12 protein-coding genes are annotated in these 11786 nt (G+C 74.7%); 6 read left to right on the top strand and 6 right to left on the bottom strand.

Annotation, left to right across the window (positions count from 1 at the left end; translation table 11 throughout):
- Positions 1–12: 12 nt before the first annotated feature.
- Positions 13–207 (bottom strand): hypothetical protein, encoded by a 195-nt coding sequence (locus tag ACZ60B_RS16315; RefSeq protein WP_152894702.1) that lies wholly within the window; start codon positions 205–207, stop codon positions 13–15.
- Between the two features lie 347 nt (positions 208–554).
- Between ACZ60B_RS16315 and ACZ60B_RS16310 the strand changes: the two genes are divergently transcribed.
- The 5 genes from ACZ60B_RS16310 to ACZ60B_RS16290 all read left to right on the top strand — a co-directional run bounded on the left by ACZ60B_RS16310 (position 555) and on the right by ACZ60B_RS16290 (position 6212).
- Positions 555–947, top strand: a complete 393-nt coding sequence (locus ACZ60B_RS16310; protein ID WP_469387405.1) for an ankyrin repeat domain-containing protein — start codon at positions 555–557, stop codon at positions 945–947.
- Between the two features lie 322 nt (positions 948–1269).
- Positions 1270–2688: a HEAT repeat domain-containing protein gene (locus tag ACZ60B_RS16305; protein ID WP_469387403.1), complete on the top strand. Its 1419-nt coding sequence runs from the start codon at positions 1270–1272 to the stop codon at positions 2686–2688.
- A gap of 316 nt (positions 2689–3004) precedes the next feature.
- A complete protein-coding gene (locus ACZ60B_RS16300) occupies positions 3005–4177 on the top strand; it encodes a glycosyltransferase family 4 protein (RefSeq protein ID WP_469387401.1) in 1173 nt (390 codons plus the stop codon).
- On the top strand, positions 4174–5340 hold the full coding sequence (locus ACZ60B_RS16295; RefSeq protein WP_469387399.1) for a glycosyltransferase: 1167 nt from the start codon (positions 4174–4176) through the stop codon (positions 5338–5340). Before ACZ60B_RS16300 ends, ACZ60B_RS16295 begins: the two co-directional genes overlap by 4 nt.
- Positions 5337–6212: an SGNH/GDSL hydrolase family protein gene (locus ACZ60B_RS16290; RefSeq protein ID WP_469387397.1), complete on the top strand. Its 876-nt coding sequence runs from the start codon at positions 5337–5339 to the stop codon at positions 6210–6212. Before ACZ60B_RS16295 ends, ACZ60B_RS16290 begins: the two co-directional genes overlap by 4 nt.
- 56 nt (positions 6213–6268) lie before the next feature.
- Here ACZ60B_RS16290 and ACZ60B_RS16285 read toward each other — a convergent pair whose 3' ends face one another.
- The 5 genes from ACZ60B_RS16285 to ACZ60B_RS16265 are packed head-to-tail and all read right to left on the bottom strand — an operon-like array spanning position 6269 to position 10770.
- Positions 6269–7159, bottom strand: a complete 891-nt coding sequence (locus ACZ60B_RS16285) for a 5-oxoprolinase subunit C family protein (RefSeq protein WP_469387395.1) — start codon at positions 7157–7159, stop codon at positions 6269–6271.
- Positions 7156–7773, bottom strand: coding sequence for a 5-oxoprolinase subunit B family protein (locus ACZ60B_RS16280; protein ID WP_469387393.1), 618 nt, complete (start codon positions 7771–7773; stop codon positions 7156–7158). The genes ACZ60B_RS16285 and ACZ60B_RS16280 overlap by 4 nt, the downstream gene beginning before the upstream one ends.
- Positions 7770–8528, bottom strand: coding sequence for a LamB/YcsF family protein (locus ACZ60B_RS16275; RefSeq protein ID WP_469387391.1), 759 nt, complete (start codon positions 8526–8528; stop codon positions 7770–7772). Before ACZ60B_RS16275 ends, ACZ60B_RS16280 begins: the two co-directional genes overlap by 4 nt.
- 20 nt (positions 8529–8548) lie before the next feature.
- On the bottom strand, positions 8549–9385 hold the full coding sequence (locus ACZ60B_RS16270) for a putative hydro-lyase (RefSeq protein ID WP_469387633.1): 837 nt from the start codon (positions 9383–9385) through the stop codon (positions 8549–8551).
- A 53-nt stretch (positions 9386–9438) separates the two neighbouring features.
- The gene (locus ACZ60B_RS16265) at positions 9439–10770 is read right to left on the bottom strand and encodes an MFS transporter (RefSeq protein WP_469387388.1); all 1332 of its coding nucleotides are present in this window, start codon (positions 10768–10770) and stop codon (positions 9439–9441) included.
- A 238-nt stretch (positions 10771–11008) separates the two neighbouring features.
- Between ACZ60B_RS16265 and ACZ60B_RS16260 the strand changes: the two genes are divergently transcribed.
- Positions 11009–11728 (top strand): GntR family transcriptional regulator, encoded by a 720-nt coding sequence (locus ACZ60B_RS16260; protein ID WP_469387386.1) that lies wholly within the window; start codon positions 11009–11011, stop codon positions 11726–11728.
- The last annotated feature ends 58 nt before the right edge of the window (positions 11729–11786 follow it).

Raw genomic sequence — 11786 nt, 5'->3', positions numbered from 1 at the left:
GGACGGGCGGGGTCAGAACTTGATGCCGCCGAGGAGGCTCGCCAGACTCTCTCCGCCGGCCTTGATGCTCGGGGCGATGGCGGTGCTCGCCAGATAGAAGCCGAACAGCGTGGACGCCAGGCAGTGCGACGGCTTGAGGCCGTCCTTGCGGAAGAAGAGGAAGACGACGATGCCGAGCAGGACCACGCCTGAGATGGACAGGATCATTTGAGCTCTCCTGGTTCGTGGGGACAGTCACCATGAGTACTTCCAGGATCACAGGATGTATCCATAGGATAAAAGGTGCAACTGGGTGAAATCTGAGCGATTTCCCCCGGTCGGCGGAAGGTCTGATGAGCCGCCTGAGCAGGAAGATTGCGTCGAACGGGTCCTGCGGGGATCTTTGCCTCGACGGGCCCGGTCATGTGCGCGCCGAGCCAGTACGCTGGCGAATCACCCGTACGGCCGCATCACCCGTGGTCGTAGGCTTGCTCCCCGCGGGGCCCGGGCTCCGCGGCCCGCAGGCGCGCGGGTCCCGCTGTCCCCGACGTCCGTAGCGAGAGGCGGTCAGGCCGATGACCGATGTCCCCGACCCCGAGGTCGTGGAACTGGCGACCAGGATCTTCGACCTGGCCCGGCAGGGCCGGACCGAGGCGCTCGTGGCGTACGTCGACGCGGGCGTGCCGGCCGGACTCACCAACGACCGCGGCGACTGCCTGGTCATGCTGGCCGCCTATCACGGTCACGCGGAGACGGTGCGCGCGCTGCTGGCCCGCGGGGCGGAGGCCGACCGGGTGAACGACCGGGGCCAGACCCCGCTCGCCGGCGCCGTCTTCAAGGGCGAGACGGAGGTCGTCACGGTCCTCCTGGAGGGCGGCGCCGATCCGGCGGCCGGTACTCCGTCCGCCGTCGACACCGCGCGCATGTTCGGTAAGACGGAGCTGCTGGAGCTGTTCGGGGTCACCTGAACCGACCGCTCCGAGCAGCCAGGACCGGTTTCCTGATCAGGCATGACACACCACAGGGGGAGGCGGAGCGGGGCCGCCGGATATTTCGGTCGCGGCAGACGGAAGCGCCGGGTCATCATGACGTCGTGATTCACGGACGCGATGGCTGGGCAGACGTTGCCGCACCGCGCGGGCCGTGATGCGGTCCGCATGGGCCACCGACGAGAGGCAGAGGAAAATGGTCTACAGCAAGCAGGAAGCGGCGGGCGCCCCGACGTGTTGTCACGCGGCCAGGTAATGCACGTCCCCGGTTGCGTCGACGCTTGATGTGAGGCTGTTTCCCATGTTCGATCCGGTCATAGCGCCCAGCGGTACGCTGCTCGGCCTGCTCCAGCGGGGGCGTGGCGACGGCACCCTGCACGCGCTCACCGCCCCGCGCGCCGAAGCGCTCGCGGCCCTGAACCACTGTGTGCTGCGGGACCCCCGCCACGACTGGCAGGTGGAGAACCGCTCCCTCTACTACGCCCGTCTCCACCTCGATCTCGATGGTGACCTCGGCGAGATCGAGGCCCATCTCTTCGACGCCGAGGACGCCTTCGACACCGGCGAGTCACGCACCGGGCTGGCCCTCGCCGTGCTCGGCCATCTCGCCTCCTACGGTCGGCGGGACGCCCTCGACCTGCTGCGCAGATACGCCGCCTCCGGCTCCAACTGGACCTGGGCCCTGGACGAGCTGGCCCTGCGCGACGACGACGCCGGCCTGCGCGCCCTGGCCGCCCCCGTCCTCGCGCGGTTCGCCACCGACGCCGAGGGCGAGGCCGAGCTGGCCGCCGTGGTGCGCGACGCCTTCGAGCCCCGGCCCTGGCGGCTGTGGGCCGAGGATCCGCGCGAGTACGTCTCCGCCCGCGTGCGCGCCGCCCACGAGGCCGGCTGCTTCGACCGATGGCAACGCCAGATGCGGCCGAGCGGCCCCCGGCCGGGCTGGAGCGTGCGCGCCGTCTTCGAATGGGCCCAGCAGGGCATCGAACGGGGTGCCGCCCTGCACGTGCCCGCCGCCCGCTGCCTGGTCGCCGTGGCCGGCCCGGAGGACCGGCCCGAGATCCTCCAGGCCGCCCGGGACGGCGACGACGGCGCCCGCTGCACCGCGTTGCGCTACCTCGCCGACCGCGACGATCCCGCCGCCCTCGACCTGATCGAGGCGGCCGTGGCCACCGGCTCCACGACCGTCGTGGAGGCCGCCGTCGACGCCTTCGAACGCATGCGCGGTGCCGTCGTCGTCGACCGCGCCCGTGGCTGGGCCCGCCGGCCCGATCGGCTCGGCGCCGCGGCCGGGCGGGTGCTCGCCTGCCGCGGCGGGGCCCAGGACAGCGACCTGGTCCTCGGGGCCCTGCGCGACGCCGTACGCGGGGAAGGCCCCGACGCGCCGACCCTGTGGACCCTCGTCGACGGCGCCGGGCGGCTCGGCATCGTCTGCGCGGCCCCCGTCCTGCGCCATATCTACCGCGAGACGGCCTCGTCCCATCTGCGGGGACGCTGCGCACGGGCGCTGGCCGCCACCGACCCCGCCTTCGCCGTCGGATTCGCCGTCGAGTGCCTCTGGGACTGCGAGGAGTCCACCCGTGAGGTCGCCGCCCGGCACGCCGAGACGGGCGACGCGCGCGTGGTGGAGCGCCTGCGCCGACTGGCCGCGGACCCGGCGGAGGAGGACGAGGTCCAAACGGCGGTCCGCAGCCGCATCGGACCGGACGCTTCGGCGATGTGAGTCGGCCGGGGGCGGGGGCCGGGCGGTCCCGCCCGGCCCCCGCCCCCGTTCCCGCCCCGGCCACGTCGGCCGGGACGGTGGGCCTCGCGCCCCCGGGCCGAATCGGGGCGGCTCCCGCATGGCGGGCCCGGGCCGGACCGGATCGGGGGGATGCACGCGGCGCGGCACGTCGTGTGAACTTCGGATGACCCGCGGACCAGGTGTGCATGGACGAGATCTGGCCTGCTCGGGTGTGCAGCGCAACGCTCATGGGACGTTCCTCGTTCGGAAAGATCCACGTTGTCGCGACCACGTCCAGCACGGCGAGAACACCCGTATGCGTGTCGTCATCGTGACCGAATCCTTTCCCCCCGATGTGAACGGCGTGGCCCACTGCGCGCTCCAGACCGCCCGGCACCTCGTCGATCGCGGTCACGCCCCTGTTGTCGTCGCTCCGGCAACCTCCCCGAAGTTCACGGCCCCGCTCGAACAGGCGGGAGCCGCCCTCGGCAGCGGGCCCGACGCCCACGCGCCGTGCTCCGTCGTCCGCGTCCCTTCCCTACCGCTCCCCGGCTACCCCCAGGTCCGCGTGGCCCTCCCCAGCCGACGGGTCGCCGCGGCCATCGGCGAGCACCGCGCCGACATCGTCCACCTGGCCAGCCCCTTCGTCCTCGGTGTCCGCGGCATGGCGGCCGCCGCCCGGCTGGGCCTGCCCGCCGTGGCCGTCTACCAGACCGACCTCGCCGGATACGCCCGTACGTACATGGGCGCGGGCGAGGCCGCGGCCTGGCGGCGCATCCGCTCCGTCCACGCCGCCGCCGACCTCACCCTCGCCCCGTCCAGCGCGGCCCTGCGCGACCTGGAGGCCCATGCCGTGCCCCGGGTGAAGCTGTGGCCGCGCGGGGTGGACACCGAGCGCTTCCGCCCCGAGCACCGCGACGAGGAACTGCGGCGCGAACTCGCCCCCGACGGCGAGCTGATCGTCGGCTACGTCGGACGGCTCGCCCCCGAGAAGCAGGTCGAGCTCCTGGCCGGAGTCTGCGGCCTGGACGGCGTGCGGGTCGTGGTGGTCGGCGACGGGCCCAGCCGGGCGAGCCTCGGCGAGGCGCTGCCCGGCGCCGTCTTCCTGGGACGCCGCACCGGTCACGACCTCGCCCGGATCTTCGCCTCCCTGGACGTCTTCGTGCACACCGGCCCCTTCGAGACCTTCTGCCAGACCGTGCAGGAGGCCATGGCCAGCGGTGTGCCCGTGGTGGCGCCCGCGGCCGGCGGCCCGCTGGACCTGGTGGACCACGGCCGCACCGGGCTGCTGGTGCCGCCGCGCGACGCCGACGCCGTACGGGACGCGGTGGCGGCGCTGGCCGCCGACCCCGCCCGGCGCGCCGCCTACGGCGCCGCCGGACACGCCACGGTCGAGGGCCGCACCTGGGCGGCCGTCGGCGACCTGCTCATCGGGCACTACGCGGACGTCCTGGCCGCGCGCAGGCGGAAGCCGGTGGTGGCGGCATGAGCGGGTTGCGCATCGTCAGGCTCGCCAACTTCGTCGCCCCCGCCTCCGGCGGGCTGCGCACCGCGCTGCGCGAGCTCGGCAAGGGCTTCAGGGCCGCGGGGCACGAGCCGGTCCTGATCGTCCCCGGCGAGCGGCACACGGACAGCGAGACCGAGCAGGGCAGGGTGATCACCCTGCCCGGCCCGCTGCTGCCCGGCACCGGCGGCTACCGCGTCCTCACCGACCGCCGGCGCGTGGCCCGGCTCCTGGAGGAGCTCGGCCCCGACCGGCTCGAGGTGTCCGACCGCACGACCCTGCGGTGGACCGGCAGGTGGGCGCGGCGCGCCCGGGTCCCGGCCGTGATGGTCTCCCACGAGACCGCCGACGGGGTGCTGCGCACCTGGGGCCTGTCGGAACGGGCGGCGCGCCGCACCGCCGACGCCCTCAACGTGCGCACGGCGCACACGTACGCGCGCGTGGTGTGCACCACCGAGTTCGCCGAGCGGGAGTTCGTCCGCATCGGCGCCCGCAACGTCGTACGGGCTCCGCTCGGCGTCGACCTGGTGGAGCGGCATCCCGCGCTGCGCGACCCGGCGCTGCGCGACCTGCACGCGCGCGAGGACGAGACACTGCTGGTGATGTGCTCCCGGCTGTCCGTGGAGAAGCGGCCCGGCACGGCGCTGGACGCGCTGGAGGCGCTGCTGCGGCGCGGCCGGCGGACGGTGCTGGTGGTCGCGGGGGACGGGCCCCTGCGGCCCCGCCTGGAGCAGCGCGCCAAGGAGCGGGGACTGCCGGTCACCTTCCTCGGACACGTCGCCGACCGCTCCCTGCTCGGCGCGCTCCAGGCCTCCGCCGACGTGTCGCTGGCACCCGGTCCCGCCGAGACGTTCGGGCTCGCCGCGCTGGAGGCGATGGCGTGCGGCACCCCGGTGGTGGCGAGCGCGTCCTCCGCGCTGCCCGAGGTGATCGGGGCGGCCGGCGCCACCGCGGCCGACAGCGGCGACGCCTTCGCGGACGCCGTCGAGACCCTCCTCGCCCGGTCCGAGGCCGAGCGGCGCGAAGTGGCACGCGCGCGTGCGGAGTGCTTCGGCTGGGACGCGGCGGTCGACGCGTTCCTGGCCGCGCACGACGCCCACGTACCGACGGTCCGGGCGCGTCCCGCCGTGCCGGAGGGCGCCGCATGAGACCCGTCCGTTTCGTGGCCCTCGGCGACTCGCTGACCGAGGGCGTGGGCGACCCGTTGGGCGACCCGGTGCGCGATCCGGCGGACGCCGCGAAATGGCGCGGCTGGGCCGCGCTGCTCGCCGACGGACTCGCCGCCGGGCCCGTGGAGTTCACCAACCTCGCGGTCAGCGGGGCGCAGACGCGTGACGTGCTGGAACGGCAGACGCAGGACGCGCTCGGGCTGGAGCCGGACGTGGTGTCCGTCGTGATCGGCGTCAACGACACACTGCGCTGCACCTTCGACATCCACGCCGTCGCCGCCCGGCTCGACAAGGTGTACGCGGCGTTCACCGCCCAGCGCGCCGTCCTGCTCACGGCCTGCCTGCCCGACCCGGGGGCGATGCTCCGGCTCCCCGGTGCCCTGGCCCGGCCGCTCGCCCGGCGGCAGCGCGCGGTCAACGCCGTGGTGCACGCGCTGTCCGAACGCTACGGGGCGGTGCATCTGCACGCCGCCGACGAGGAGTGGCTCACCGACCGCGCCATGTGGAGCTCGGACCGGCTGCATCCCGGTGAGCGCGGGCACCGGCAGCTCGCGGTGCGCTTCCACGACCTGCTGGCGCAGGCGGGCGTCGCGAAGGGGGCGGCGCCCTCGCCCCAGCCCGAGTTCCCCGCGCCGACCAGATCGGCGAGCCTGTTGTGGCTGGCCACCGCGGGCACCGCCTGGGTGGTCAGGCGATGCACCGACCTGCTGCCGCAGTTGCTCACGCTGGCCGCCGACGAGATGCGCCACCGGGCCCGCGGCACGAGCGCCCGGCTCGACCTGCGGGCCTCCGCGGCGGTCTCCACGGCGCTCGCCGCGCTGTCGTCGGTCGATCAGGTGGACGCCGCGTAGGGCCGGTCCGGCCGTTCCCGTCGTCCACCCGCGGACGGCGCGGCAGGCGGGAGCGGTCAGACCGGCCCCGGCCGCCCGGAGCGCCGGCCCACGGCCACGAAGCGGACCGGGATCCCGGGCAGCGCCTGCGCGGCCGCGGGGAGGTCGGCGGCCCGCACGACCCCTATCACCGGGTAGCCCCCGGTGGTCGGGTGGTCCGCCAGGAAGACCACGGGACGCCCGTCCGGGGGCACCTGGACCGCGCCCAGGACCATGCCCTCGCTGGGCAGTTCACCGGGGCGGGCCCGTTCCAGGGCGGGCCCCTCCGTGCGCAGGCCGATGCGGTTGCTCGCCGCCGACACCCGGTAGGCGCCGGTGGTGAAGGCCCGTACGGCCCGTGGCGTGAACCAGTCGTCGCGCGGGCCGAGCGACACCCGCAGGACGAGTTCCGTCGGCGGCCGCGGCTGCGGAGCGGTGTCCACGCGCGCGTACGGACCGGCGACCCGGCCCAGGGGAAGTACCGAGTCGTCCGCGAGGGGCGGCGGCCCGAGCCCCGAGAGCAGGTCCGTGGAGCGGCTGCCGAGGACCGGCTCGACGGCGACGCCCCCGCCGACGCCCACGTAACTGCGAACGCCGTGCACGGCGGCCCCCACGTCCAGCAGAGCCCCGGCCGGCACCCGTACCGGCGCCCCCCAGGCGACCGGCCGCCCGTCCACCGTGACCGGGCAGGGCGCGCCGCCCACCGCCACGGTGACCGCCGAACGCGGGCGCAGCGCACAGCCGTTCAGGGTGGTCTCCAGGACGGCCGCCTCCGGCGGGTTGCCGACCAGCCGGTTGACGAGCGCCGCCGCGGGTCCGTCGAGCGCCCCCGAGCGCGGCACCCCGAGGTGGGCGTGCCCGGGACGCCCCCGGTCCTGCACGGTCGTCAGCGCCCCGGCCCGTACGACGGCGAGCGCGCGGTCCGTCATGCGCCCTCCACCGCGACGAAGCGCACCCGGGTACCCGGCGACAGCAGCGCGGCCGGCACCCGCGCGGGGTCCCACAACTCCGTGTCCGTACGGCCGATCAGCTGCCAGCCGCCGGGCGACGACCGCGGGTACACCCCCGTGTAGGGGCCCGCCAGCGCCACCGCCCCGGCCGGGACGGCCGTACGCGGCGTGGTCCGCCGCGGGACCTCGCGGCCCGGCGGCAGACCGGTGAGATAGCCGAAGCCGGGGGCGAAGCCGCAGAACGCGACACGGAACTCGACCGCCGTGTGGACACGGGCCACCTCGGGCGCCCCGACACCCCAGTGCGCGGCGACGTCCGCGAGGTCGGGGCCGTCGTAGCGCACCGGGATGTCGACCACCGCCGCGTCGCGCGGGACGGCGGCCGGCAACTCGGCGCGGGCCAGTTCGCGGGCCAGCCGGTCCGGGGCCGCGACCCCGTCGAGCAGGACCGTACGGGCCGCCGGGACGATCTCGCGGACGACGAGCAGGCCCTGCGCGCGCCTGCGCACCAACTCGGCGTGCAGGGCCTGGGCCTCCTCGCCCGAGGAGACCTCGACGAGCAGCGCGTCCTCACCCACGGGCAGTGCCCTCATACGAACGCCTCCACCCGCACGCCCGACTCCTCCAGCCGCCGCCGTACCTGCCGGGCCAGGTCCACCGCGCCGGGCGTGTCGCCGTGCAGGCACAGGGACCGCGCGCGTACCTCGATCCGCACCCCCGAGTGGGCGGTGACCGTGCCGGAGCGGGCCAGGCCCACCGAGCGCGCCACGACCGCCGCCGCGTCGGTGACCACCGCGCCGTCCCGGCCGCGCGGCACGAGTGTGCCCTCCTCGGTGTACGCGCGGTCCGCGAAGGCCTCCGCGACCGCCGGCAGCCCGGCCTTCGCGGCCAGTTCCAGCAGGCGCGAACCGGGCAGTCCGAGCACCGGCAGCGTCGCGTCGGCCAGGCGCACGCCGTCCACGACGGCGTGCGCCTGCTCCTCGTCGTGCACCACGCGGTTGTACAGCGCGCCGTGCGGCTTGACGTACGCCACGCGCGCGCCGGCCGCGCGGGCGAACACCTCCAAGGCACCGATCTGGTAGGCCACCTCGGCGGTCAGCTCGGCGGCCGGCACGTCCATCGCGCGCCGTCCGAATCCGGCCAGGTCCCGGTAGGAGACCTGGGCGCCGATCGCCACCCCGCGCTCGGCCGCCTGCGCGCACACCCGCCGCATGGTGGCCGCGTCCCCGGCGTGGAAGCCGCACGCCACATTGGCGCTGGTGACGACGGACAGCAACTGCTCGTCGTCGGTCAGCCGCCAGCGGCCGAAGCCCTCGCCGAGGTCGGCGTTCAGGTCGATGGAGGTCATGGATGTCACGTCTCTCCTGCTCAGGCCACGCGGTACTGCTCGTCGCGGGCGTCGGTGAGGAACATCTGTCCCGGCGCGTGCGTCAGCGCGAACGGCGGCCGCGAGGCCACCACCGCGGCCTGCGCCGTCACCCCGCAGGCCCAGAACACCGGGATGTCGTCCGGTTCGGCGTCCACCGGGTCGCCGAAGTCGGGCCGGGCCAGGTCGGCGATGCCGAGCCCCGACGGATCGCCGCAGTGCACCGGAGCGCCGTGCACCGCCGGAAGCAGACTGCTCTCCCGGATCGCGGCCGCCAGGTGCTGCGGCGGCACCTGGCGCAGGGACACCACCAGCGGGCCGCGCAGCCGGCCCGCCGGGCGGCACCGGCGGTTCGTCACGTACATCGGGACGTTGCGGCCCTGCTCGATGTGCCGGATCGGGACGCCCGCCCCGGACAGCGCCCATTCGAACGTGAAGCTGCATCCGATCAGGAACGACACCAGGTCCTCGCGCCAGTACGCGCGTACGTCCGTCGGCTCGTCCACCAGCTCGCCGTCCCGCCACACCCGGTAGCGCGGCAGGTCGGTGCGCAGATCGGCGCCGTCCGCGAGGACGGTGGTCCACGAACCGGCGTCCGTGACGTCCAGGACGGGGCAGGGCTTGGGGTTGCGCTGGCAGAACAGCAGCATGTCGTACGCCCAGTCGGCGGGGACCGAGATCAGGTTGACCTGGGTGTGGCCGGCCGCGACCCCGGCCGTCGGACCCGACAGGCCGTCACGGAAGCGGGTCCGGGCGGCTCTCGGGGTCCACGCGTGCGCGTGCTCGTCGGCGAGGAGCAGGGGACGGTCGGCGGTGCCGGGCGAGGGCCGGTCCGTGATGTCGGGCGAGGGTCGGTCCGTGGTGCCGGGCGAGGGCCGGTCCTGCGTACGGTTCACAGCAGTTCCCTCCCGCGCGTCTCCGGCAGCCCCAGCAGCGCGAGTGCCGCGATGCCGTAACCGATCGCGCCGAAGACCAGTGCGCCGCCCACGCCCCAGCTGTCGGCGAGGAAGCCGACCGTGGTGGGGAAGGCGGCGCCCACGGCGCGGCCGGTGTTGTACGTGAAGCCCTGGCCCGTGCCCCGCACGGCCGTCGGGTACAGCTCGCTCAGGTACGAGCCGAAGCCGCTGAAGATCGCCGACATGCAGAAACCGAGCGGGAATCCGAGCACCAGGAGCAGGGTGTCGGCGCCGTCCGGGATGTGGGCGTACGCCAGGACGCACACCGCCGACAGGAGGGCGAAGAGCCAGATGTTGGGCCGGCGGCCCAGTCGGTCGGTGAGATGGCCGCCGGTGAGGTAGCCGGTGAAGGCGCCCGAGATCAGGAAGGTCAGATAGCCGCCGGTGCCGACGACCGACAGACCCCGCTCCGACTTCAGATACGTCGGAACCCAGGTGGCGAGGGTGTAGTAGCCGCCCTGGACGCCGGTGGAGAGCAGGCCGGCGAAGACCGTCGTACGCAGCAGGCCCGGCGTGTCGGCCGTGCCGCGCCGGAAGATCGCGGCGAACGAACCCCGCCGCGGGTCCCGCCGCCGCGCCACGGCCGCCTCGGGCGCGTCCTGCACCCGGCGGCGCAGCCACACCACCAGCAGGGCGGGCAGGGCGCCGGTCCAGAACATCACGCGCCAGGCCAGGTCGTCGCCGAGGAACGAGAAGACCAGGGTGTACACGATCGCGGCGAGGGCCCAGCCCACGGCCCACGCGCTCTGGACCGCGCCGAGCGAGCGGCCGCGGTGCCGGGCGCTCGCGTACTCGGCCACCAGGATCGCGCCGACCGCCCACTCACCGCCGAAGCCGAGGCCCTGGAGGGCCCGGAAGACCAGCAGGGTCCCGTAGTCGGGTGCGAAGCCGCAGGCGACGGTGAACACGGCGTAGGTGAGCACCGTGACCATCAGCGCCCGTACCCGGCCGACCCGGTCCGCGAGGACACCCGCGAGGGCGCCGCCGAGGGCCGAGACGACGAGGGTGACGGTGGTGAACAGACCGGTCCGACCGCTGTCCAGGCCGAAGTGGGCGGCCAGCGCGACCATGGTCAGTGGGAGGGTGAAGTAGTCGTAGGAGTCCAGCGCGTAGCCGCCGAAGGCGCCGGCGAAGGCGCGGCGGCCGCGTGGACCGAGGGCCCGCAGCCAGCCCGACGCGCCGTCGCCGACGGGGTGTTCGCCCGTGGCGGTGAGGTCGGCGGTGGCGGCGGTGGTGGCCGAGGCCTCGGGTGGAGGGGTCGTGCTCATGGGCACCTCGCAGAGGGATGACGGAGGGGTGCTGGGTGAGCCGTGCCGTGCCGTGCCGTGCGTTGTCGTGCCGTGCGTTGTCGTGCCGTGCGGGGGCGTGCCGAGCCTTGCGGTGCCGAGCGTTGCGGTGGGCCTGGGCCGGGCGCTGTCGTGCCGTGCGAAGCACCGTAGAGGATTGTTCAACGATCCCTCAATACCCCTGTTGTCTCGTCCTGGTGTCTGCGGTTCAATTCCGGGCATGGCAGAGCAGCTGACGGGACTGGCCGACGACCGCGCGCTCCTGGGGCGCACCAGCACCGCCGAACGCGTCTCCGACATCCTCAGAAGCCGCATCGCCGACGGCTACTTCCCACCGGGGACCCGGCTGTCGGAGGACAGCATCGGCGGGGCGCTCGGGATCTCGCGCAACACGCTGCGCGAGGCGTTCCGGCTGCTCACCCATGAACGCCTGCTCGTCCACGAGCTCAACCGGGGCGTCTTCGTCCGGGTCCTGACCGTCGAGGACGTCGAGGACATCTACCGCACCCGGATCCTCGTGGAGTGCGCCGTCGTGCGCGGTCTGGGGGAGCCGCCGTACCCGGTGGAGGGTCTGGCCGCGGCGGTCGCCGAGGGGCGGTCGGCGGTCGTCGGGAACGACTGGAAAGCAGTGGGTACGGCCAACATCCACTTCCACCGGGAACTCGTGACCCTGGCCGGCAGCGAGCGCACCGACGAGCTGATGCGCAGCGTCTTCGCCGAGCTGCGGCTGGCCTTCCACGTCGTGGACGACCCCCGGCAACTGCACGAGCCCTACCTCGCCCGCAACCGCCAGATCCTCCGGGCGCTGGAGAACGGTGACAAGGACGAGGCCGAAAAGCTGCTGGAGGTCTACCTCGCGGATTCGTTGGAGCGGGTCGTGGAGGTGTACCGGCGAAGGGTCGGGGAGGACGAGCAGGGGCCGGCCGCCGCGGACGTGTGAGCCGGCGGCGCGTGGCGGGCGCGGGGTGAGCCGGGGGTCCACCACCGGAGTCGGCCGG

This window comes from Streptomyces sp. NPDC104096 (assembly GCF_055584385.1).
The sequence above is the reverse complement of the archived record's forward strand: the minus strand, read 5'-3'. Positions and strand labels throughout refer to the sequence as shown.